Annotated in this window: 13 protein-coding genes; 5 read left to right on the top strand and 8 right to left on the bottom strand. The window is 36.7% G+C overall.

From position 1 onward, the window contains the following. Nucleotides 1-85: 85 nt before the first annotated feature. Nucleotides 86-1,261 (bottom strand): site-specific integrase, encoded by a 1,176-nt coding sequence (locus tag M917_RS04970; RefSeq protein ID WP_021813685.1) that lies wholly within the window; start codon nucleotides 1,259-1,261, stop codon nucleotides 86-88. Between the two features lie 2 nt (nucleotides 1,262-1,263). Beyond that, on the bottom strand, nucleotides 1,264-1,479 hold the full coding sequence (locus tag M917_RS04965) for a hypothetical protein (RefSeq protein ID WP_021813684.1): 216 nt from the start codon (nucleotides 1,477-1,479) through the stop codon (nucleotides 1,264-1,266). Between the two features lie 136 nt (nucleotides 1,480-1,615). On the opposite strand from M917_RS04965, the gene M917_RS04960 reads away from it, so the two are divergent. The 3 genes from M917_RS04960 (at nucleotide 1,616) to M917_RS04945 (ending at nucleotide 7,505) form a co-directional block, all read left to right on the top strand. Next, nucleotides 1,616-1,825 (top strand): helix-turn-helix domain-containing protein, encoded by a 210-nt coding sequence (locus tag M917_RS04960; RefSeq protein ID WP_040641922.1) that lies wholly within the window; start codon nucleotides 1,616-1,618, stop codon nucleotides 1,823-1,825. Nucleotides 1,826-2,053: 228 nt separating this feature from the next. Then, complete coding sequence (locus M917_RS04955) at nucleotides 2,054-2,332, top strand: hypothetical protein (RefSeq protein WP_021813683.1); 279 nt, start codon at nucleotides 2,054-2,056, stop codon at nucleotides 2,330-2,332. A 490-nt stretch (nucleotides 2,333-2,822) separates the two neighbouring features. Then, the gene (locus M917_RS04945) at nucleotides 2,823-7,505 is read left to right on the top strand and encodes an NACHT domain-containing protein (RefSeq protein ID WP_021813682.1); all 4,683 of its coding nucleotides are present in this window, start codon (nucleotides 2,823-2,825) and stop codon (nucleotides 7,503-7,505) included. A gap of 249 nt (nucleotides 7,506-7,754) precedes the next feature. Here the strand turns inward: M917_RS04945 and M917_RS04940 are convergent, their stop codons facing one another. The 6 genes from M917_RS04940 to M917_RS04915 form a co-directional block, all read right to left on the bottom strand. Then, on the bottom strand, nucleotides 7,755-8,681 hold the full coding sequence (locus M917_RS04940; RefSeq protein WP_021813681.1) for a DUF7281 domain-containing protein: 927 nt from the start codon (nucleotides 8,679-8,681) through the stop codon (nucleotides 7,755-7,757). 30 nt (nucleotides 8,682-8,711) lie between these two features. After that, complete coding sequence (locus tag M917_RS04935; RefSeq protein ID WP_021813680.1) at nucleotides 8,712-10,004, bottom strand: hypothetical protein; 1,293 nt, start codon at nucleotides 10,002-10,004, stop codon at nucleotides 8,712-8,714. Nucleotides 10,005-10,010: 6 nt separating this feature from the next. Beyond that, the gene (locus tag M917_RS04930) at nucleotides 10,011-10,667 is read right to left on the bottom strand and encodes a hypothetical protein (RefSeq protein WP_021813679.1); all 657 of its coding nucleotides are present in this window, start codon (nucleotides 10,665-10,667) and stop codon (nucleotides 10,011-10,013) included. An 8-nt stretch (nucleotides 10,668-10,675) separates the two neighbouring features. Beyond that, a complete protein-coding gene (locus M917_RS04925) occupies nucleotides 10,676-14,533 on the bottom strand; it encodes an ATP-binding protein (RefSeq protein ID WP_040641917.1) in 3,858 nt (1,285 codons plus the stop codon). A 210-nt stretch (nucleotides 14,534-14,743) separates the two neighbouring features. After that, nucleotides 14,744-17,425: a DEAD/DEAH box helicase gene (locus M917_RS04920; protein ID WP_021813677.1), complete on the bottom strand. Its 2,682-nt coding sequence runs from the start codon at nucleotides 17,423-17,425 to the stop codon at nucleotides 14,744-14,746. A 3-nt stretch (nucleotides 17,426-17,428) separates the two neighbouring features. Further along, nucleotides 17,429-18,970, bottom strand: a complete 1,542-nt coding sequence (locus M917_RS04915) for a site-specific DNA-methyltransferase (RefSeq protein WP_021813676.1) — start codon at nucleotides 18,968-18,970, stop codon at nucleotides 17,429-17,431. 338 nt (nucleotides 18,971-19,308) lie between these two features. On the opposite strand from M917_RS04915, the gene M917_RS04910 reads away from it, so the two are divergent. Both M917_RS04910 and M917_RS04905 read left to right on the top strand, forming a co-directional pair. Then, nucleotides 19,309-25,623 (top strand): hypothetical protein, encoded by a 6,315-nt coding sequence (locus tag M917_RS04910; protein WP_021813675.1) that lies wholly within the window; start codon nucleotides 19,309-19,311, stop codon nucleotides 25,621-25,623. Beyond that, nucleotides 25,529-26,257, top strand: a complete 729-nt coding sequence (locus M917_RS04905; protein WP_040641916.1) for a hypothetical protein — start codon at nucleotides 25,529-25,531, stop codon at nucleotides 26,255-26,257. Before M917_RS04910 ends, M917_RS04905 begins: the two co-directional genes overlap by 95 nt. Nucleotides 26,258-26,329: the final 72 nt, after the last annotated feature.

Raw genomic sequence — 26,329 nt, 5'->3', positions numbered from 1 at the left:
CTATAGCTGCATTTATATAAAGCATCCAGCGATAAAATAAAAAAAGACATCTATTCGGATGTCTTTTTGTTAAATATAGGCTTTTTCATAGGTTTTGTAGTATACCTCGGTCTTTCAATAGCTTATCCAGCGCACTTCCGTCTTGACGAGTTAGGTTTGGTACATAGCGAGAATACACTGTGAATAGCATTTTTGTGTTGCTATGACCCATTTGCGCAGCAATCCACTCAGGCGACTCACCAGCAGCAAGCCAAAGCGTCGCGGCTGTATGTCTGCTTTGGTAAGGATTACGCTTATCAAGCTCTAAATATCGTAGTAACGGATACCAAACTCGCTTGGTCACATTGCGATGGTTAAAAGGAGTACCTGCCTTTGTGCAGAAAACGAACTCACCTTGATGTTTAGTCAGGATCTGCTGCTCAATCAACGCATCATAAACCAGTTGGTTCATCTGAATAACACGATTCGAACCTGAGGTTTTAGTTTCGCCTATGACACCATTAACGACTGCCTGATCAACGATGATTTGTCGGCGCTCAAAATCTATATTTTTCCAAGGCAAACCATCAATCTCACCTGTACGCATACCTGTAAAAAATCGTACGATATAGTAAGGCTTATAATCTGCTCTCACGTTATTGATAATCAGCATGACCTCTTCTAGAGTAAAAGGACTGACATTACTTTTAGGCTCACTGAGTGGTTTTACATTCTTCCAAGGGCTGTCAAAATCAAAACGCTCAGAGGCTTCGGTAAGCACCATACGTAATGGCGTCATGATATGATTAATGCGAGACGCTGATAAAGGTCGTCCGTTATTACCCTCTTTAACTAACTTGCCTCGAAAAGTCATGATTTTGGCTTTGCTAATGGTATTTAGCGGTACATTACCAAAATGAGGAATTAGGTAAATTCTAAATATATCTTCCACATTACTTATTTGAGAGTCCCGCCATTCCGGCTTTTTCTCCTCTAACCAAACTTTGCTAAAACTATCAAAGCCTGAGCTTGAGTCCTTATGACTATTCGTTGACTTCATAAGCTCTAAGCTTTGAAACTGCTCAAGCTTTTTACTTTGCGGAAAATAGTTTTCATAACGAAAACTACCTAATTGAATGTCTGCCTCCATTTTGCTAACGAAATTTTCTAGACGCTTTCGATTAGGCTTAGTGTCTGCCAGTAAGGTTTGCTCTCTACAACGTTGACCTATGTATCGGAAATCTACATACAGGTTGCCATTACGGCTATTGATACTCGCCATGATTACGCTCCCGCTGCAAATGGAATGTTATCGTCGTAGCCTGTCAGCATTAACTCTTCAATCTTTTGCCATATAAAAAGGATTTTTCTACCTCCAAATGGTTTGATGTAATGAACGCCCTCAATAAATACCGCATCCTTAAGTTGATTGCGTATTGTCTTGCTATCATATTTAATACGTTGTGACAGCTCTTCGGTTGTTAAATAGGTATAACTCATAGTAAAATCCTTACTAAAGATCAAAGTGTTATTATCTAATAGCTTTATGACCTGCTATAGAACACAATTTACACTAAAAATTATCTTTTGCAAGTTATTTTTATCTACAGTAGATTATTTTATTATGGAGGAGGTTATGGTGAAGTGTAATTTATCTAGAATTATGGGTGAGAAAAGACTTAAGATTGCTGACGTATCTAAAGATACGGATATCAACAGAGGCACAATCACACGTATGTATAATGAAGAAGCCACTAGAGTAGATCTAGAAGTTGTAGAGAAGCTATGTTTATATTTGGATATTGAAGTGGGCGATCTTTATGAAATAGTTAGGGAAGAACAATAAACGTTCTTCCTTTTAGAATCCAAGATAATGCTGCGCTTATCAGTCATTACCCCAAATAATACGCAGCAATACTATAGTTTCTCAAATATGCTAAACAAACTATTCGATAACAAAATGTTCTATAGAAGGTTATTTTAAGTTGCAATAGCTTAAAATATATGTATAATTTCAACTGTAGGAAGTCATTACGACCAACAGAGAGAAATAATAATCTATAGGAGATTATACATGAACACATTTATTAAACCGCTGAATGCTTCAATTTGGTTAAGCGCCGAAGCGATATCGCTATCTACTAAGCTTATGGTAAACCTGCAAATACAACAGGGTTCACAGTTAGCAAAGATGCTAGGCGTCAATCCGATATTTTATAATGATGAGGCGATTAGGATATGGGTGCAACGAGAGCTAAATGAAGGATTAGCGCTGAATCGTTATACCTTAACGAATCTTGAGACCAAGTTTTTGGCCATTATGAATCATTACGAGATTCCTTATTCGTTGTGATTAATGTTAATTATTTGGTTTGGAGATAACCATGAGCTTAAAACTTATTTTCAGCGCTAATGCAGATCAGTCCGACATACAACTATGTGAAGACTATTGGGCATACGGGCATGATGGGCGGTATGTAGAGTATATAGAAATACTCTGCAGACAATACCATATCGATTATCATATTCTGTTTGGCGTATTAGCAGAGTGTCAAGCTTACTTAGATGATGTGCACTGTGAGTACTGTGGAAGGCCGTATCAACTTGATGTACCAGCGGATATACCTTATATCAGAAAACAGTCATCTTGGTTCTGCGAATCATGTATTAGTTTTTCTGGCGGGCAGCTTACAGTTAGCAGATGATAATTTAAAGATTATTTAATAACCAGATTGCTAATGCTCTCTGGTTTTTTTGATTGAAGATTTCTATATTTATCTTCTTTAAACATCCTTTCATGCTACTATTTTTAATATACTGATATTAATGAAGGTAATTCAGCTATGGCATTAGAAGGTGGTGGGTTTGCAGATAAATTTGGAAATAGCTACGAAGCAATTTGGGTTGCTAAGCAGTTATTGAGGCTAGCTGAAGAGGAAGTGCGGTCTGTCACTATCGAGCCTTTAGGAGAAGATGAGACAGGTGTTGATTTAATTGTCGAGTGTTTAGATGGGCAGAGAGAGTTTCATCAATGCAAATCTAGCCATAAATATGCCGATGTATGGAGCTTATCCAGACTTGATGAAGCTGGAGTATTAGAGAAAGCATATAAACAAATTTATAGAACGGGTTGTGTTTTCAAGACTGTATCCCCGTTCTCATTTACACAATTATCTCAGCTCAGTTTGAGCGCCAATAATACAACAGATAGTCCTGAAGAATTTATAGAACATCAAATTAATCAAAGCAAAGAACGTCTTAAGTTCTTTGAAGACTTGTGCGCACGATTAATACTGCACAGTGACGGAAATTTCAACATCATAGATGCAATTAAGTTTTTAAAGCATTTTGAAGTTATTAACTTTTCTTCTAATTCTGAATCACGAAGAGATATCATTGACAAGGTTAATAAAGAATTCAGTAGTAATCCTGAAGATATTATTGATTTTCTAGAAAATTATCCTATAAGCTCTAATAAACTACGTTTGCCAATCACTACATCCCAACTACTGAATGACATGCAGATGCGGGGATTTAATCTAAGAGTTTATGAAAATGATGAAAGGGTGTTTTCCGAGATAAAAAGGATTAATTGTGATTTTCAATCAACTATAAAACCTTTCCTCATTGATGATAGCTTAATTAAACGCCCAGAACTTGACGAATGCCTTGAATCTATGAATAGCTATCCTATTACCCTAATCAAAGCAGAAGCCGGTATGGGTAAAAGTGCTTTTCTACTGCAGCTTTGTGATTATCTTAATGAGCAAAAATACATATCTCTGCCTATACGGCTAGATAGAAATCGTCCTGAAAAAAACGCAGACGCATTTGGGCGTGATTTAGGATTAACTCATTCACCTGTATTCTGCTTAAATACTTTTGCGGGTGATACAAAAGCAGTCATTATCTTAGATCAGTTGGATGCAATACGTTGGACAGCGAATCACTCTAGTAATGCGTTGCAAGTATGTCAGGAGATTGCCAGACAAGTTATTCAATTAAGAGCAAGTAATCATGATATCTGTTTGGTACTTGCCTGTAGAGATTTTGACTTAAAAGAAGATCCACAGTTGCAACATTGGATATTAGATCTCAATGATAAGGCTGCTCATATAGAATTATCAGAGTTACCTGCTGAGCAAGTTAAAGAAATTTTAGACCCTTACGAGAACTATGACTCTTTATCACCTATTAAACAGTCTATTCTGAGAATTCCAATATGGTTAAGTTTATATTTACGAATTATTAAAGATAATCATGACAATCCAGACTTCACCAGTAAGATAGATCTTATTAGCTTATATTGGGAAGATAGAATAAAACAGCTGAGTAAAATATTAATTGATACGAGTTTGGCTAACTCAATTGTTGATAATTTTGTAGAAAAAGCAAGCCAAAACATGCAGTTTTCTATACCTATAAGTTTACTTAGCAATCCTAACCCTAATGCATTAGAGGTACTAATCTCTGTAGGTATACTGCATAAGCATGAGAATCAAATCAGCTTCCAGCATCAAGCACTATTCGATTATCACTTAGGAAAACGTCTCTTTGATACCGCTCAACGGTCAAGTGATGCGCTGCTTGAAGAGATTGGTTCAAAGTCTGAACAAACACTCACCCGTAGAGAGCACATTAAGTATGCTCTGAAGCTATTGGCCCAATCGAAACAATCAGTGTTTTGTAAAAATGCTTCAGCTTTGCTCAATAGTACTGATATTCGTTTTCATATTAAGTACTTAGCTATTAATGTGATTGGTGAAGTTACAACTATTAAAGCACCATTACGCCACCTAATAATAAGTCTAATAGACAATGAAGAATTAAATCAGCCTTTTATTGACCATGCTTGTTTTGGACACCCGCAAATAGTCGAGGTGCTTTCAGAACAAAATGTGATTTCTAGATGGCTAAATGGATCTGACTCGCAAATGGATCTAGCTATTCGATTATTAAGTTCTATAGCTGGCAAAGCGCCCGACATTGTTATAAAAGAGATTGAGCCATTCATTGGAGTATCTGAGAAGTGGAATAATAGATGCCATTCTGCTTTGAATTGGAACATTCAAGATGATTCAGAAGAGATGTTCGCAGTACGTAAAAAGCTTTTACAATTAGGTTGTGCAATTAATTATATTAATTGGGATGAATTAGCAAAAAAGCATCCAATAAAGGCAATTGAGTTAATACAGCTAATTCTAGAAGGTTATAAAAAAGAATTAACAGACTCGAGCTTTGAAATAGAAGAAGCTGAAGAGTCGGTTAAGTATCTACATCGAAAGGTATGGAGAGAAGGTCAGATCGAAGACCTAGAAAACATTGCAGAAGCTTTGCCTCACGATGTTCTTGAAAAGTTAATGCCTCAGGTTTTTAAAATAATTAGTAGCTCGATTGATGAAAGCTCTTATACAAGAATATGGCTCTACAGAGGAAGACTTCTATTTAATGAGCATAGAGATTCTTTAGTAAGAGGTGTGTTAAGCATACTTTTTGAAGCAGGTAAGCAATATTTTGAGAGACCAAATGAACTATTCCATTTGTTAACCCCATATCTAACGAATAAGCATCCAGTCGTCGAATACATTATTGCAAATCTATTGCTAAATTTACCTACTGGGTATTCTGATCAAATCATAAAATGGTTACTGGACAACCCAACTACTAGATTAGCTTGTGGGAATGACTACGAAGAACCTAAATGGGTGCTTTCAGGAAATTTGATAGAAAAATATTCACCTCATTGTTCAAATGAGCTTTATGAAAGTCTGGAATACGCAGTATTAGGTATTGGCGTTAGTAAAGACTTAGAAAGTGTAAAACGCATATTAGATATACGAAGACAGTTTGGAAAAGTCTATAAAAGTTTTTGGGGAGAAGCTCAGTACTTCTTACTTAATAAACTTGATGATAATCGTATCAGCAAAAAATCCATAGACTTACATAATATTTTACAAAGAAGATTTAAAGGTTGTAGTGATACTTATTTTTATTCATATGATTCTTCATATGGTGGTGCAGTTGTTTCTCCTTTACCACAACCAAATATACTATCTGATAAGGCATGGACAAAACTCATACTCACAGATGAAGAGCGTTTTAGTACTTTTAAAATGCGACAGATAGATACTAGTGTCGTTGCAGAGTCTAGTATTTACACCTTTTCGAGAAGCTTAAATACAGCTGTTGAAAATCAACCAGAAAGATTCGCAAAACTAGCTTTGTCCCTACCATCAAATATTAATCAGGAATTTATTGATAATATATATTGGGGTCTAGCAGCCACTAATCCATCTAATTTAGCTGAAAAATTTAAAGAGAAATGGCAACCTTGTCCGTTAGAACTACGCTATAGAGTAGTCGAGCACTTCAACAATTCGAATGAGAGTCATTCTTTGACGAGATTATTAGCTAATAATCCTAAAATTATTAAGCATCCCACTATACTTAACAGACTTATTGATATTGCTCAAAACTCTAATGACCCAGATATCGGAAAACTTAACGTATATAATCCTAAAGAAGGTAAAAATCCAGAGGAAACCACAGCTCAAAATCTACTTCATAATTCAATTAATTGTTGTAGAGGTATTGCATACGATGGTATTGCCAAAATATTTTGGGATAATGAAGAGTATGCACGTGATAATCTGAGTTTGATTGATTCTGCTATAAATGATCCACATCCTGCTGTAAAAATAGTAGCAGTCAGATTATTGACTTCTTTCCTAAATTACGACATAAACTACGCATTGCAGAAGTTTCTGGACTTATGTAAATCCGACTTAAGAATGAGTTGTGCTCATCAATCCTATCACTTTTTTAATTCAGCTTTTACAGATAATTTTAAATATCAGTATGTAGAGTTAGTGAAACTTATGCTTATTTCTGAGTATGAAGAGGTTCGTAAGCAGGCTGGCATACAAGTTTTTGCACGCTATTTTTTTAATGGTTTATTTGAGAATTACCTATCATCTATCTTAACAGCTGATGATTCAGTCAAGCTAGGTATCGCCGAAGTTTTAGTTCAATTTCTAACGGTAGACGATTATGCAGAGCAAGAGCACAAATTAGTGGATGTATACAGATCCTTAATTAATGATAGCTCGCAGAAAGTGAGAGATAAATTGCTACATTCTGTTCGACAGAAGAACTTTTGGAATAAAGGAGTTACCGAAGAACTATTAGATATTTACATGAACTCCCAAAAAGCACACAGAAAGATATACCACTTGTTTTATGCTTTAGAGAATCATGGTTTAAATCTAGAAGGCTATAAAAGTGTGTTATTACAGTTATTCTCTGAAATAGCTACAGCTACTTTATCTGCCGAAGCTAAACAGAGTCTTCATAGTGAAATGGATAGATTAACTAAGATACTGCAAAGAATATATGATGAAGCGGTTGATGATGAGGATGAAGATATTTTGAATGTATGCTTAGATATTTGGGATGATTTATTAAAGTCGGATGGCTATGCAGTTAGGCAGGCTTCTAAGCACCTTGAAAATGGACTGCTTACATGAGTAATAGTTTGATAATTTTTAGTAAAGGCTCAATAAAAATTGAGCCACTCAACCTATTAGTCACCAACAACTGAACCCAAATCTATCTCCCTCAGTCCTATTCATCAATTCCATATCATCTGATTACTAGTTACTAAATACTGCGCTCTTTTATCGGCTTCTGCCAAAGCGATAATGCTACATACTAATGGCACACTGAAAGCTTGTTTATGCTTCTTGCTTATATAAGCTCTGTAGTGGTCAATTAATTTAAGACAGTTTAATCATTGTCCAATTAATACTATTATCTCTTACTAAATGTTCCTGCATAAGAGCAAGCTGATGATTGAAAATAGACGCGAAAATAGCTTTTAGTGACTTAGTCAATCCAGCACTCGTATATTTCAAGCTTTGCTCAATAAATTTTTCTTTTTGGTTGTAATAAAAGAAGTTGTATATAGATGCTTGATTATCGACTTCAAAAGTTAAGGAGGCCTCTAAAGCTAAAGGTATCAAAGCAAAATATTGATGTTTATTTGCCTTGATATAGCCCTGCATTAAATGCACACCTGCAAGGTCATAATCAAAAAACAATCCTACTTGGCAACTATTTGAAAGATTTTTTACTATGTCATTTACCATTCTAACGTTGTCATTAAAACCTCGGAATACTAACACTGATTCTTGCCAATCAGCAGGTAATAAATGAGACCACTCCCACCAGTGGGTCAGCAATTGACCATTCTCTATAATAATTATTTTTTTAATCCTAGATATATCTAAGTAGCCTTCACCTATAGTAGGTAAAACTCCTTTAGGTGTTTGAGGCATTTCATATGTTTGGCCATTAACTTGTAATGGAATAGGTGTATTCAAACCCACTACAAGAATTTGTCTGCCAAATACCTGCGTTTTAGTTAACTTCTCGTCACTATTGTACTTTCCAACTTCTAATCTGTTATCAAGATTAGCTAGACTTGATGGCGTTATAAAATCGTCAGCTCTTTGATTGAATTTGATAAGATCATGGATGGCATCAAAATCACTTTCATCATAAACAATATCCTTGCCGCTCTGTTTTCCAATACCGTTGTCTGCTAGTCGCATCAAAGTTTTATTAGCCTTTAGGGATTCTCGTTTATCAGTCACTAATCTTTGAAGTACTTTAAGCTCGTGAAGGTTTAGTTTTATACTCATAGATATTTATCCCGTCCAATTCATAAACTATTAAGTAGTATGTGCTATGACGATGTCTCTGACGATATGATTGCCTGAATAATTTTTAACATCATCCTCTTTCACAATAATAGATAGCGGGGGGTTGAACTGCTCTTTATGCATATAAAAATAACTTATGACGTTAAGTAACCAATCCTCAATGCTAATATCTTCTGAATTATCTTTAAGCAGATAATCCCAAGCATTCACTGCTGAGAGAGCTGTATAACCATTTTCTATAATCAAAGCCTCGAAGTATTGAATAACTGCACTATATAATATCGACTGTTCAATAGTTATTGCTTCTGAATGCGTGACATCATCTACAAAATGAGGTGCCTTATTCTCCTCAGTTTGATCAGTGCTACCGATTTGAATCAGCTTATGGCTCAGTGTAGTGGCTATCTCCCCTATAAACTCATCATTAAGTGGATTTTCGAGATCTGGAAAGCTAGTGAGGGTTAGTACACCCGCTTGATTAAAGCAGCTTGTGTCATGACTAAGTAAGGAGATATCAGGCTTAAATGCTGGGTACTTAAGATAATGCTGATAGAAGCCGTCAATTAGATGATTAAGTTTTTGATGTTGTTTATCTTGTTGAAGTTTTGCAAGATTTTGACGCAGTTGATGGCCTGAGTTGATCAACTCCTTAATGCCATTATCAATGGCTGATTTCATCACTTTTAATAGCAGTGATTGTAAGAATGAGCTTTGTCTAGCCCATTCGCTAAGTTGATTGACCGTTAAACGAGAGAAGATTTGGTTAAGCTGACTAATAGTATTTAGAGATTTTTCGTTCTCTTTAATTCTAATATCTAGATCTTCAATGATATTAAGTGTGTTATAAACCTGATAAGAAAAGTGCAGTGTAATACTGTTAAGTTCGGCTATTATATTAATGATACTTTCTTGTAGTTCATTCTCGTAGTGAATAACGTCATGGCCATCATGAGATTTAGCTAGATGGTAAAAATCAATACTGGACTCAAGTTCTTCAATGAGGCCAGACAAGGTCTTGCTAGAGGCTCTTAAGCGACTGGTTTGAGTGATATGATTGACATAACGAACTACCGATCCGGACAATTGAAATCCATCAATATCATCTATATAAAATCCTAACCTAACTTTTTTTAGGTCATCGATAGCTTTTTGGTTTTCCGACTGATGCGCAATGAGACCGCCTTGCTCTATACATGCTCTAGTAATAAGTTCAATATGTTTAATGAGTACATTAGTAGTTTTTTTAGCTTCAGCTGTATAGCTAAGACTCTCATTAGATGCTGGTGTATGAACGTTATTCATTAAATATTACTCATTAAAGGTTGCTAGATTGTGCGTATCTGAATTCAAATCCAGTCCACCTTGAACATCCTCATCAATGACGATCACTTGATACTTATTAATATACTCAAGCTGATCATAGAGCATTGACCATTTAGCCGTAGCTTTAAACATTGACCCTGTAGATCCCATAGGATGTAAAAAACCTTCTGATTGTAGATAGTCTAATAAACTCGTTACTTGTTTCTTTGGCTCTTTACTGGTTCTACCTAGTTTGCTAATGATTTCCTCTAATTGAATCTCAAGTTGCTTTGAGTCTTCTATACTAGTAAGCAGGTCGCCTTGCTTAATGACATCGTTGGCTTGTAGGGGCCGAGACAGATTCATACAGCTACGGGCAAGTCTTAACCATAAAATAAGCGGATATAACTTAATTGAAAACTGTTCAAACCTTTGACTGATAGCTTTTTGATGATCTCTAGAATTTATATCTAAAAAACCTAGATAGACTCCTGCCTTATCTGAGGTATATAAAGGCTGTCTATCTATCCTTTCTAGGTAATCCTTAACGTCAAACCAATTATCTTCTGTATTCAGCCAGTCCATTAAGGACTTTGAGGTCACATTATCGATGACTTCTCCAGAAAGCAGCTTCAATATAACTCTACTAAAATAACTCGTCATGTCGTTACCTATACTTGTGGATTAGAAGACTCAATATTACGAAGCTTTTGCAATAAGGGATTGGGCTTATTATTTGGTATGACCTGTATAGTACGCACACCATCCTTTAGATCTAACCAGTTTTTATTTACAAAAAATTGGTTCAACAAAGGGCTTGCATCCGGCTGTGCACAAAATAAGGAGACATTGCGTTTTTCCATTAGTTCAAAGAGTAGCTTGGTATTCTGATTAGATAGCTTACCGATTTCATCTAATGGCCAGTGAATAGTTACATTTTCATCAGGGCATAAATAACGGGTCATACCGCAAAAGACGACTATCACTGCCAGTAATGACAAGCCTGTGCTACTAGCATCTTGCAAATCTTGATCGGTATAAATTGGTACGACTCGACCGTTTTCAGTAATGCTTATCTTAAGCTCTACTAAGCTTTCTATATCTTCGGTTATTTGAGTATTTTCTAGCGAGCTTAAAAGACGCTCAAAGCTTGAAATAAATACTTCGTTAGGTAATACGTCTATACCAGCTATTTTCCAGTCTTGATAATGGGTATCAAATTCAGCTAAATCAGACCACATATCGTAAGTATGAATTTTGGATTCTAGCTCGATCTCTATATCCGTTAAAGCAGGGAAGTTATGCTCGGTATTAATTTTCCTAGCCAAATCTGATCCAATTGATTTCACACTAGAATTTAGTTTTTTAAGCGTGTGATAATAATTACTAAAGTGTAGTCCTGTAGAGTCAAATTGGCTTCTTATGGAGCGTTTAAGCTGATTTAAATCTTCTGACATCAGCTGATATAGAGAGATAATATCTAGTAACTCTCTAACCTCCTTAGTTATTGGCTTTTCTATTTCAACATCATAAGCGGTCACTTTCTCATAATAATATTCACTTTGCCTCGATTGCCAGTATTTATGTATTTTACTGCCGGAATGGTGTGATATGTCTTGATTAAATGTTTGTGCACTTATGGAAAGCTCAAAAACTTGCTCTTTATTTTTTTTAATAGAAGATTTTGCTTGTGTTAACCAAGTTATTTCAGCAGTATTAGCATCAATACTAATCGCATCACGTAAGTTAGGTTCAATAGGTGATGGCAAAATATCATGTTCACTATTTTGATGGGAGCGCACATCGCTAGTTAGGGCTTGATTTAGTCGTTTATAGACTTGCGTCTGCTTAATTTCATGTTGGTAAGAGCGTATCGTATCAGCCTGAGCTTGCCATTGATTAATATTAGTCAACTGAGCTTTTACATTACTCTGATGATCCGTTAAGCGTTTAATCTCAATACCGATCTCACTAATACGTATCTGTTTAAGGTTACGATGGTCTTTAGTTTTTTGTGCGACCTCATCAACTCTCTCTTGTAACTCATAAGCTCTTTCCTGATAAGTATCAAAATGACTCCATTCCTCCCGATACCAGCGCTGATACTCTATGATTATTTTTTGGAAACCCTCAGCCTTTCTTAGTATATGGTTAAGTTGGCTGATTTCTTCATGTAACTCAGCTAGCTTATTGGTGTCTACCCCTTTATCAGCTAAAACCTCAAGATAACGAACTTGGTACGCTTGCTCATCCCGCTCTTTATTACTTTCCGCCTCATTAATACTTAGTGCCACATTTTCAAGTTCAGAGTCTCTTTGCTTTTCTAAGTCAATAATTTTATTTTTATAGGTTTGCAAACGTTCAGTTGAGCTATCAGCAAAGTTTTTGAATTGCGACTCTTGTTCTTTCAATAAGCTGTCAAGTTGTGTGTCAATAACGCTTAATTCAGTTTCTTTGGCAGCAATAAGTTGCTCTTGACGAGATTGAATCAGAATTGCGAGTTGCCTTTGCTGTTGCTCAATTTGCTCAACTTCCTTGTTTTGGTCCGTTTTCTTATTTCTGATAATAACGACTTTAGCGCTTGATTCACGAACTTCTTTTCTAGCGTTTTCTAGTTCCTTTCCTGCTTGTTCTAGTTCAGTTTTTGTCTCACGTACTTTTTGCTTAATTGCGTCATATTGGTGACTAAGCTTAGAGCTTTCTGTGGCAGAATCAGGCATATCAATAGCAGCAAGGTTAATGTCTAACCCATATAAAGACGTAGTTAAGTTATCTGCACTGCCTATTAACCACTCTTGAGCTAAGTCTTGTCTATGTAGTAAATCAGGATTAAGTACTTTCATAATACTATTTTTTGAATGCTCAGGATGCTGCATGAGTGTCTCAAGCAGACTGTCCTTTGCAGGATAAAGTAGCTTATGAATAGACTCAGCTTTATTCTGTAAACGCTCAAGGTTTTTATTTAATAAATCAACATTACCTTGCTTCTGTCCTAATGCTTCTTTAGCTTTATCTAAATGATCTTGGGCTAGATTTTGGTTCGTATCAAGAGTTGCTAGCTCGGTATAGGCTCGGCTAAGATGTTCCTTGAGCTTATCTTTTGATAATTGACTTTCAGCATCTATACTGCCATCTTTTGCTTTGGCAATTTCAATTTCAACAGGTTGTTTAGTTTCTTTTAAGGTATGGTAGGCTCTTGAGTTATTAGCTTTGATGTCCTCAAGCTTTAGTGCATCTTTTTCTGATTGATTATTTATTAAGACTTCGACTTCTTTAATATCTACAGTGGCCGCATCTCTTATCTGATCTTTCTTATCATTTAATCTCTTTATCTTGTCAGTTAAAGCATCACTTAAACCTCTAAGACGTTTTTCATGTTCATTTTTGATGGTTTGGGCATCTTCTTGCAAAGCATTATAAATCTTTGTTTGCTCCTCTATTCTCTGTTTATACTCTTCGATGTTACTGACCAAATGTCTTTTCTTCTCAATATCTTGCGCTTCCCAAGCTTGCTTTTGTTCATTAAGGTTACTAATGCGTTGGTTATAGTTATTTAGTTCAATCTGGGTAGACGACTCTAAATCTATCATTTTATCGATTTCTTGATTAAATGCTTCAGCGGTTTTATTTTTTAATTCTTGTTTCTGGGTTAACTCTATTTCAAGCTGCTGCTGCTGTGCAGTAATAGCTTCATTGTATTTTTGACTATATTCATATGTATCACTAAGAGTTGCCCAATCCGCTAAAAGCTGAAGGGTGTTTTGGTAAGCTTCAGTCAGTTTATCAACCTTAATATTAAAACTGTTAACGCTTCTTAAATCTTCAATAAGATCCATACCTTTAGTGTCAATAGGTTTAGACTCTAAGCTAATTTGGTCTCGCAAGAAACTATCCACTAACATCGTCTTAAATTGAGCCAGTAATCTATCATGCTTTAATACCACTGATGTCAATGCGCCAATATGGTTTATAGAGGTATTAGAAAGTGCATATTTACTAGCTTCAGATAAATAACTCTGACGTCCTTTACTTCGTCTTCTTAGTATCTTCCTATTGTTCTGAATTATGGCTCGATAATCTGTAATAGTGTCTACTTGGTTACTGGTCTCAAATGGCAAGCTACGCTTCAGAATGTCACTAATGCTCTGCTTATCAGCAAATAGATCAGCTAGCTCTTCACTAAAAATTGTCTGATCTGCGTTTCCAGTAATAAAACGATAGGCAATACCACCTTGGTTTTTCCGATAAAGACAAACACAGCACTCGCCATCATAGCGACTGTACTCAAATACTATGAGGCTTTGAGGATGAGGAAGGTAATAATCAGCAAAGCTTTTTTTGCTACCAGACCTACTGATCAACCGCTCTGGTTCATAACCATAAAATACAGGAATCAAGGTAAGGGCAGAAGTTTTTCCCATACCATTATCACCCGTATTATTTGTATGTCCTGCGCAAGCTATTTTTGTACGTTTACCTCTAAAGTAAGAGTCATGCAAGATGATTGTTTGAAGTCCGGTAGTTGTCATAAGTAGCTCGCAAAATTATAGGTTACAAGGTAGCAAAACCTCGCTAACTAAATAGTAGCTTAAAATAGTTAAAATTACATTACGATACCGCTTATACTTGTTATATCGCGACATTAGTTGTCGTTTTAAGTATCTTTCGAAAGCGATAGCCGTAAAAAAAGAGAAACGTACTAACGTATCTCTTTTTTGTTTAACTATAAATAATCTACTTTATCCAATAACATTAAGTATCTGCTGCCGCACATCTTGGCCTTTATCATCTTTCTTGACCGCCATTAAAAATAAGCATTTACCCTGACTATGACTTGCCCAAAGTTCGCCTACCATACGTTTTTCTGCTGAATCATCATTGGTTTCGTAAGGCTTGCCTTTATACTCCACCACCAAGATACGACCGTCCTGCAATTCAACGATAAAGTCAGGATAAAAGTTGGTATGTGCCAGTGGCAAACTAAATGATGCTTCTCCACGCCGAACTAGATTTCTGATCCAATGTTTGACTGGTGTCAATGAGTCTATAATTTGAGCACAGTCGAACTCTTCACCTGAAGATTTCATGTCTTCGATTTGCGGATAATAATGTTTGTCAAATGTATAACTACCTGAATAGTAAGGTGGTCGCGTTGGATAATTATCTGCTTTAAACTCGTAACTAAAATCATAAGTCGTAAGCACGTCAGCATCATTTGCGAATAAAGTTTGCTGATATCCTTTAGTCATTGCTTGCTGTCTATATGCAGATACCAGCTCCTGTATAGAACGAGAAAGTGGATACTTATTACGTATGAGAGTAGTGAGGGTCAGTGACGGTATTTGTAATAGTTGGTTAACTACCTTAGTTAAGAAACTTGTCATTTCACGCTGAGTGACATCACTTTGACGACATTCATGGTCTAGCCAGCCTATAAGCTCATCTTGGGTTACTTCGGTATGAGCAAGGTTTAGATTTAAAGTTTGTGACTCATGAGCAAGATTGTATTTAACTTTTTTGCCTTCTACATCGACTAGGAAGCTTGTCGTCTCCTCGTGAGGCTGATAGTCGAGCTTAGCTGGATAATCTAGTAGATTCCAACCTGATACATCCAAAAATACTTCTTTCTCAACCAGTTCAAGTTCACCCTGAACCATGACACACAATCTTGGTAGCGGGGTAAACTTCACTCCGTTCTCTGCTGGTGATAAAGCTGCATGTACACTGAGGTTATGCCTATCAACCGAAGTCTCAATCTCTTTTTTATCTTCAACGGCCACTTTGGTAATGGCTTTCTTCAAAGGCTCTGAGACTTTACCCGTAACCGTAACTACTTGGCGACCATCTACCTCAGAGATCTTAATGCTACTACGTTCTTCTTCTGATAACTCGGTAGTATCTATCGTATCCTGCACCTCAACCATCAGAGAAGGTGGCGTCAACTTAGCTCTCGAGTTTACAGCGTCATCTTTATCTACTTGACCAAATAAATTACCTTGATTGGCATCTTGCTGTCGAAGGAACGTGGCTACCTCCATCTCTTCAAAGCCCATTGAGATAAGTTTATCTGTCAGCTCTTTTGCCGCTTGTGCCAAACTCGTTGTTGCCAAATGTGCATAAGCTCTATTTAGATCCTCTATCACGCGGCGTTTTGCATAAGGCATCCGCAATACACGCCCCAATAACTGCTCAGCATCTTTGCTAGAAGAGACTTGTTTGACTGAACAGAATACGTAGGCAAATGAGCAATCCCAGCCTTCTTTCAAAGCTTCTATAGTAATGATGTACTCGATAGGACAGTTAGGGTCAAAAAGATCGATACCATCTAGCTCTCTCTGTGTTCCCGTAGCTACCGCAATTTTATCCTCAGTAATATTATGATCTTCAATCAGACACTTTTTGAGTACTTCAACCGTTACCTTGCCGTTCTTGTTCTCTGCCTGTAGTAAGACGATAGGACGTATATAGTCGATATCTTTTTGTGCTTTAAGCGCTAATCTATCTCGTGTTAATACCGCATCACGTACCGCTTCTTCCCAGCCATTAATATGCTCGGTCAAAATGATAGGTAGTTTGATCATCTCTTCGGCTTTTAGTTGCGCCGCTGAGACATGATATAAAATATTACTACCATTGGTCGTTGAGGTATTAGGAGTAGCGGTAAATTCAATAATGGCGGCAGGATGCACGCGCTTTAGGGTATCAAATGTTAATGACGTCCTAGCATTATGGGCTTCATCGACGATTACTAAAGGGTTGTACAGCGCTAATAGGTTGGCAAAAGAGTACTTTATCTTACCAATATCATTGACGGTCAAACCGTTTTCAGAAACATCATCTTCACTGACAGTTTCAAGCTTGTCATAAAAAGGATGTTGACGACTCAGTTTGGCAAAGTGCGGTTCAAAGTCCTCATGATATTGATAGACCTTGCGATCAGACGTTTTAGTTACTCGTAAATTGCCAATCGTAGAGACGACTATAATGGTTTTATTGCCAATATCCTGCGCACGGATTTGATTGACGTCAGCGATATCGTAGACACTGACTTGATTGGCAAAAGCGCGGTTTAAATGATCAGTATAGTCTGGGTTGCTCTTGAGCGCTGAAACGGTCTGCTGCTGAATGGTGGTCGTCGGTACGAGCCATAGTACAATGGGGAAATCTTGTGATAGATAATGAGTCGCTGCTGTAGAAACTGCATAAGCGCCTAGTACCGTCTTGCCGCCACCTGTCGGTATACGAATACAGACATAAGGCGTGTCATCGAAAGAGTAAGCACGATAAGGGGTTTTTAAAAAGTTATTGTCTTGTAGTGTTTGCTCAAATGCTGTGTCAATATCGCCAGTCATTCGGCAACGCTTAAAAAAACTCTTAAGCGCGTCAAGCGCATCTTGCTGATAGCTCTTTAGTTCAAACATCACTTATCTTCCTTTCACATCGTATGGTATTTGCTTAAATATAATATTTTCACTCTTGAGGCGAGCGTCTCCCATTCGGCTCGTCTCACCATAGATGACTTTTTTACCATTTTCTGGATCTTCAGGGTGAGGTGGCAGTATGGTTAGCACTTTTGATGTGAGTACGTTGCCACTGTTAGGACGTTTATCACCTAAAATACCGTTATAAAGTAGGTAATAAGCAACGCCATTATGTACACCGAGTAGCGGTGATTTCGATGATTGCTGGAGCGCCTGCCTAGTATCGCCATACCAAATGTGCGAAGCAAGTGCATCAAAGCTGATACCTTCTCTTAAGGAACCATTTTCATTAAATATTACTTCACCTAAGCGGTAGAATTTGAAGCCACTACCACCTTTCCAATTAACGTCTTCTGAAATACCACCTTGCTCACCATCAGCTACTTCTTTTAAGCGTGGTTGAGCGTGTGTAACTGCATGTTCACCAAGCTCGATGCCGATGAACCTACGGTTCATTTTCATAGCAACAGCGGAGGTAGTAGCAGACCCAAGAAATGAATCAAGCACTAAGTCCCCTTCGTTTGAAGCGATATGAATTATTCGTTGAATAAGCTTTTCAGGTTTAGGGGTGGAAAACGGTGAATCTGGATTTAACTTCATTACTTCTCTTTTAGCATCTTGATTATGACCTACCTCTTGCCAGAGCCAAACAGACTGAGGTGTCGTTGTATCATCAACAGTGCTAAGAAATCTTTTAAAAGCTGGAGTGCTATTCGTACCATCTTTTCCCCACCAGATTGAATTTTCTTTCACATGACGCTGATGAGTTTCATAGTTGTAACGCCAAACAGCAGTCTTAGAGGGCCAAATTTCTTTACCTGTTTCGGGTTGTATGATCGCGTAATATAAATTCGGCCTTTCTTTTGAGCTTTTATTACATTTGTAGTTATCCGCTCTCCATAAACCTCTAGAATCATTATCAGGATTTTTATACGCTTTATTAGACTCAAGATTTCTTTTTAATTTATTAGGAGTCCAGTTTGTTTTTGACTTAGCATAAATAATCACATGATCATGATCTTCACTTAGAGACTTTGCATCATTGGATGCAGCATATTTTTTTTGCCAAATTGAATTTGAAATAAAGTTATTTCTTCCAAAAATCTCATCGCACATTACTTTTAAATAGTGCGCCTCGTTATCATTCAAAGTTATCCAAATAGAGCCATCTTCAGATAGTAGCTGATGCAATAGCTCTAAGCGTGGATACATCATGGATAGCCATTTGCTGTGCTCTAAATTATCATCATAGTGTTCAAAAGCACTTTTGGTGTTATAAGGCGGATCAATAAAGATGCACTTTACCTTCCCTGAATGCGTAGGAATGAGCGCCTTCAATGCATCGAGGTTATCGCCTTGAATGAGCATATTGTCAGTATCTGACTCTCCATACGATAATTCCGGTACCAACTCTAACAGACGATACGGACAGTCACGCGATGTGATCAACGCTTGTTCTTTATTCAACCAATTCAATATAGGCATATCGCCTCACTTCCTTCTTTATTTTCAGTCGTAAATGGCTGGCATGTTCAGTGCTTAATATTCTGAGTAGTAATTTATCATATAACCCGCTCGCTCTCACCAGATATCGATCTGTAATACGATATCTTAAGCTTTTGCTTTGGTAGAGCTACTTTAAGCTATTGTTGGATATTTTTTCAGGGTTGATTTGGTTGATTGCGACATCTAATGACGTTTAGTATAGTTTTTACCTATCAATTTTTGTAGGGTGTTGGTATATTTGAATTCAAATAGTAATTTGCAAGTCATGAAATGTTTCCTAGCTTTTTTCAACTATTATATTGGACGAATCATTTTCTATGAATCAGAATGCAACATCCATTAATTTTTCAAGAGCTGGTGATATTTTTCACTATCGCTGGGCTGTCAAAAGATGCTTAAAGTTATTAGATTTCGATACTGATTTGACTCATATTACGATAGAAGGCTCTGACGATTTTAATCAAGGTGGTGAAAATGTTGTTGATTTAGCCGAGTATAGGGAGTCAGCTAATGGTGAAAAGTCAGTAGAATACTTTCAGCTAAAACACTCTACTGTTAGAGCCGATGAAGACTTTAAGATATCCGATCTCAAAGATACTATTGTTGGATTTTCTCAAAGGTTTGTAGATACAAAAGATAGTAAAGACTATGCAGATTTTGAATTTACTATAATAACCAATAGAAAAATATGCCCTAAATTTAAAATAACTGTCGATAACCTTGCTAAAGGGCTTACTGCAGATACTCGTTCTGTCAATACATTAAAAAAATATACAAAGCTTAATGAAACAAATTTAAGAGATTTTTGTTCACATCTTAATTTGTATGATATCGAAGGCAATCTTAACGTACAAAAGCAAAATATTCATAAAGAACTATCTAGAATTTGGATATCAAAGAACGTTACCGATATGGAACATTTATTGGTAGCAACAGTTTGGGAACGCTTAGAACCGAATAAGAGTAACACGATAAAAAAAGAGGACATTCTTGAAGCGTTTAATATTACTGATATTAATGACTTTTTCCCTGCACCACCAAAATTTGAAGCCCTTCCAAACAACTATGTTCCTCGCCAACAGCAAAACACCATAATCAATAGTATTCAATCTACTAACACTCACACTATCATCACGGCATCAGGGGGTATAGGCAAGTCAATTCTAAGCAGTAATTTAGTTAATATTTTACCTATACCTAATATAGTGATTGCTTATGACTGCTTTGGTAACGGAGGCTATCGTAAGACCAGCGAAAAACGACATACTGTTAAAAATGCAATGACGCAGGTTATCAATGAATTAGCCAAAGATGGATATTGCCTACAAATTATCCCTACTAGAAATGAGCCTGATGAACATTGGATTCGTCAGTTTCTAGGCAGGATAAATGAAGCTTGTAGCAACTTAATAGCCGATCATCCTCAAGCATTACTGGTCATCGTATTTGATGCTGTAGATAACGCCGTGATGGCGGCAGATGAGTTCAATGAAAGTTGCTTTGCTAATCAGCTTTTAAAGGAAGATGTGCCCGATAATTGTCGGTTGGTTTTTACCTGTAGGCCTGAAAGGTTGGAGCTACTTGATCCACCAAGCTCTATCGTACCACTAGAGCTATCACCCTTTACCATTGAAGAAACGCTAAAAAATCTTCAACAACATTATGCTGATGTAAATGCAGCGCAAGCAGAAGAGTTTAATAGTTTGACAGATGGTAACCCTCGGGTTCAAGCCAATGCACTGGTTTTGAGTCATGAGTCATTGCACGAATTGCTTTTATCTTTTAATTCAATAACTATAACTGTTGAAGACTTAATAGAAAGACAATTAGAAGAAGCTATTAACAATTTGAAAAACGATTTCCCATCAGCTTTTAGACAGGACATCGATAGCATTTGTATAGGGTTGGCAACCTTGCCACCCTTTATTCCTTTATCCGTATTAGCTACTATTGCAAGTGTTCCAGTAGATTTAGTAAAAAGCTTTGTAGCAGATTTAGGACGTCCTTTATGGCTAACAGACCACGCTGTTCAGTTTCGGGACGAACCTACCGAAAAATGGTTTCAAGACAACTTTAGTGCAACCAAAGATCAAATATCAAACTATATTAATGCTATCAAACGCCTTGATATCGTTAGCCCATATATTGCTGAAGCTCTACCCATATTACTTCATAAGTCTGAAAAGTATGATGAATTAGTGGCATTGGCACTGTCTAATGAATATTTACCTGAAGGCAGTCCATACGATAAGAGCCTAATTAAGATCACACGTTTACAGTATGCTTTCAAAGCCTCACTAAAAGTTAATCGTATTTATGACGCTACTAAGCTCGCATTATTAGCGGGTGAAGAAATTGCTAGTAACGAGCGTCAAAATGAAGTACTCAAAAATAATATTGATTTAGTCACTCAAAATCTATCAGAAGGCAGAATAACGGAACTAGCCCACAAAAAGGTCATAAGAGGAAAGTGGCAAGGCTCTGAGTTAGTGTATTCGGCGTCATTACTCGCAAGCTTACCCGATTCAAAAGGACAGGCTACAGTTTATCTGCGTTCTGCTGAACACTTTTTACGCCGCTATTTTGAAAAAAGAGCTAAGCACAATGAAGATACGGATGGGCATTTCTATGAACAGATTGACGACATTGATATCGTAGAGCTTACCTCAGCACGTTTCAATATTTATGGTTATGTATATTGTGTGGACTGCTTTTTGCGTTTTAGACCGCTACAAAGTATCTACCGTATCACTTTACCATTTGTAAAGAGGCTAATTAATAAAGGCGATATAAATACTGTTTGTAAAATGGCGGCTCATGGTAAGAGTGATCCTAATTTTATACTTGCAGTAACTGAAGCACTTATGCAAGTAGGTATAACACCGCCACGAGAATGCTTGACACGATGTCTTAATCTAATCATTAACTCTAAAACACGACTTAATAAGCATAATCAGCATAGCTTTGAGAAAAGCTCTTATTCTAACAATACTTTCTTATCTTTTTTCGAAGCATGTTTGGTAGAGAAGCTACCGATCAAAAATATTAGAAGAGGTTTAAACTATTACTATAGTCTACCCAATTTATACGCTCTTTCAGAAATAAGAGCTCATGGGGACGAAGTAGAGAGTTTCTTACGTTTTTTATCCTTACAAGCAAGTTTTCAAGATAACTTTAAGGTAGATCGTGAGGCATTTATTAAAAAATGCTTTCAAAGGGATGATAAAAAAGACTACGAGTCAGAAAAGGAGTTTAAAGATAGCTGTGCTCTAATCAATGAGTTTTTACCACTGTATATTTTAAGGATAAAAGTACTTAGTGGATTAAACATTATAAGCTTAGGTAACTTGAATAAGAACGAAGAGGTTTTTACCAAGCCGCATTCTAGTTATTATCAAGATTACGACCCTAAAGCTTATTTAGCAACTAAAGCAAAGTTTGAGATCATACTCTTTGGACAATCCGACTTATTTATAGATATATTTACCAAACAACTTAAGACAGACACAATCAAACGTAGCTTTCAGAATAATTTTTATTTTCTAAGTGCTAGTTGTCAACATCCGGAGCTTGAAGAATTAGTTGATTTCTTTGAGTCTGACTTACACAAACTTTTAAACAAGTTTGATATTGAAGAGTCACCAGAGACGTATTCCGATAGTTATATAAGTTTTGCTAGAGCAATATTAGCTATCGATACAGACGCCGCATCAGTTTATTTCGATATGGGCTTAAAAAAAGCCACAAATTTTGGCAATGAAGTAGCCCATAGATGGGAAGCAATATCTGCTATAGCTCAGCGTAGCGTTGAAGACAAACTATATAGTCCAAAGCTTGCCCATCGTTACATGCGCGTGGCAGAGCTGATCGGTGACTCTGATACAGGGCAAAACTATTGGGATGAGAGACAAATATTCTCTACTTGCTTAAAGTTATCGCCTTTAACAACGTTGGCAATAGCAAGTAGATGGAAAGAGCGTAATGTTGGATGGATTGGTATTTCAAACCTCGTCAATGGTGTTCTAAACATTGAAGAGATTAATCCGATTAACTTATGGGCATTCACAGCATTCAGTTTTAATAATAGTTTGGTAGATTTTTTTGATAAGATCGTTGCTATGACACCTGATAATCAGAGTCAGCAGACTATGCTTGATCATGTGATTAGAGATTTAAGAGTTAAAGGCCGTGTCGGTAGAGATTGGAACACCATCGAAGACATAGCGAGCCAGTACAGTTTAAGCAATAATGAATTAAATGATTTAGAACGATTAAATGAGATGGATGAAAAAAATGATTTTAATATGGTACCTATTGATAATTTCTCTAAAAAGAAAGATAACAGCGAAAAAACTCAGAACTGGCTAAAACGCTACGGCCATGTAGATATTCTAACAAAGAATGGCTTTAGAGAGGCTTTTACTATTTTTAAAGATAACAGAAGGTCTAGACAGTATGATGATTATTTTTGGCAAGGTTGCTTTGAGCAGGTAAGTTCTAGAAAGTCACTAGTTTTTTTAGATATAGTTGTCAATTCAGAAGAATTAAGCTTTCATGAGATAAGGGACGCCTTCGAAGCTATCCCAGAACAATGGAAAGCTCGACCCGCTTTATTGAGTCACTGGTCTATCTTGATAAGTCACTTAGCTTCTAGATTTCCTATTAATTTCACACATAATAATCGTTACGAGAAAAACTTCTTAGGTTCCTTTATCATTAATGAGACTTCTAGAGAAGCGATTCGTCTAGGAGCAACCAAAGGATTGTCTGAAACTGGACTGGTTGAGGATGCAGGTTCACTTTTTCAGTTTGCGCGTTATTATGCATCGCAACTAACTATTGCAGAAGCTAAAGACTTGGTAGACTTCGGTCTCTCTCGTTTTGAAAAATATATCGATTCAGAATATGCAGACGGCGTATGGAATGATGAGTTTCTATTACCGACCAGTATAGAGCATGCAATAGTTAATTATATCTATGCAAACCTAGGATCGCCTTTTGTAGAGGAGCGCTGGCGAGCTGTACATGCAGTAATACGATTATATCAATTGAAATGTTATGAGGAAATAGACTTACTGATGGATTGTCTATCTAATGGAGTGTTAGATATTTTTATTCCACCAGCTTATGATTTCTACGAGCTACATGCCAAACTGTATCTGTTAGTTGCATTGACGCGTTGTGTTCAAATAGAAGTAGATCTGTTAGTTAAATATATGACAACTTTCACCTCTATAACGTTAGATAACAATCAAGGTGTCTTACTTCAATACTACGCTAAACAAATATGCTTGCAAATATACAAGAAGTGTCCTGATAGTCTCAATGAGACAGCTTTAAGTGCTATCAAGCAGAAATGCGTATCTCAACTACCTCAAGCTGACGACAACAAATATACTTACAGTACAAATTCACCATGGCACAAGGATGGGGAGTTTAACGTCACCCTACCTGAATTCCATTTTGGATATGATTTTGATAAATCTTGGCTTTCACCTCTCGGAAGCGTATTTGGTATTTCAACAAAACAAGTAGAAGATATAGCAAAAGATATTCTATTTAATGAATGGGAGATGGTACTTGATGGTAAATGGACGAATGACAGTAGACAAAATCTTTGGAAAAAACTAAATAGCCATTCACGTCAGTACGATATGTATGGCAGAGGTGGTGACTACCCCGATATTGATAGTTATGGTTTTTATATCTCTTATCATTTGATGTTTGCGGTAGCTTCAAAATTAATTGAAGCCATGCCAGTTGTTCAGGTCAGCTATCACGAAAAATCGTCTTGGTTAGAATGGTTGGATGGACACCTATTACTAGATGATAATCTTAAGTTGTTGTCAGAAAGCAGAGACTATATACCTATCGATAGAAGAGATTGGGTGTTTGCAGATGACAGTGAAGAATGGCAATGGCAAATACAAGAGAGTGATTTTATTGATTTACTACTTAGCACTCAAGGTAATGATACTTGGTTGAATGTAGAAGGCGAATGGGAAGAGGTTGAACATAGTAGAATCGAACGCGTCTCATTTAAAAGCATACTAGTATCCAAGCGTTTTAGTCAGTCTTTACTGCACACTACTATCAATCATGAGAACTATATCCATAGATGCTTTCTCTATGACTTTTGCTCGATCAATGATGGACATGACGACAAAGTATTTACAGCAGTAAAATTACTTGAGTTAGATAGACAGAAATACGGTGTTGGCTCTAAGGATCCCTCCCTTGGTGGCGTCAGGAGAATACAGCCATTTAAGTTGCATTCTGATATTACCCAAGTAATTGATTGTACTCATAGTCGTGATATGAAAGACTGGCAACTTGATGCTAAGCCATGCTTACAAAGCAGATATTGGAGCGAGGATAACCCAAGTCATAATGACGACTATATAAGAAATGGTAATCAAGCGTTAGCATCTTTAGATTTATTGACCCTCATATGCAAGCAAATGAACGTAGAAGTTGCCATACAAGTTGACATTAAAAGAAGATATAAAGACTCATTCAGTAGATGGAGTAATGACGATGACCTCGGATACATCCCGCCATACAGCAAAACCTTCCTCTTATCTGCAGATGGAAAGCTTAGAGACACAACAAAGCGTTATCAACTTAGGTAAGCGTTTAATTGATAATTTCAGAGACAATGAAGTTGATGAGATAACAGCATGGATGTGTAACTATATCGCTGAAAAAATATTATTAGCTGAACAAACTGATAATGAGGATACTAAGCAAGAGTGCTTTGACATTATACTTAGCCTTTGGGAAAGACACTCGTCATTTCCTGATGGTAAACGTCCATTTGAAAATCTTGAACCCATTTTAGAAACATTGGTTTCGCTAAATCCTAATAATCAAAACAATAGATACTTATCTAATCCATTTGCTCAGCTCTCTTCAGATAAGGATGACAAGGATTTGAACAATTGGCTTAAAATGTCGAAGGTTTTAGATAAAACTGCCCGTATCCTTATATATTTTTGTATTGACCAAGCCATTAAAGAAACTATAGATGAAGATACCAAGAGCTGGCTTAATGAAATAGCACAGCCCTTAGAAGACCCCGTTGTTAATATTAGATTCCTTTATCCAGATGAAGATGAGTCTAAAGCGAACCAAGATAAAATAGAGTCTTTGAGAGGTAAGCTCGCAACTATGGAAGAGTTCAGATCCTTAAGTGAAAGTGTTATGAGGGCTATTGAAGATGAAATATCAGACTTGGAAAAGCAGCAACCAGCTACGAAACTTTGAAGCACATGCCGAGTCTATACTAAAAATTCGTTGACGATATTTGTACAACCTATCTCATTAAACTAATTGATG

Origin of the sequence: Psychrobacter aquaticus CMS 56 (assembly GCF_000471625.1) — a bacterium.
Lineage (GTDB): Bacteria > Pseudomonadota > Gammaproteobacteria > Pseudomonadales > Moraxellaceae > Psychrobacter > Psychrobacter aquaticus.
Note: the sequence above shows the minus strand (reverse complement) of the source record. Positions and strands in the feature narration are given on the sequence as shown.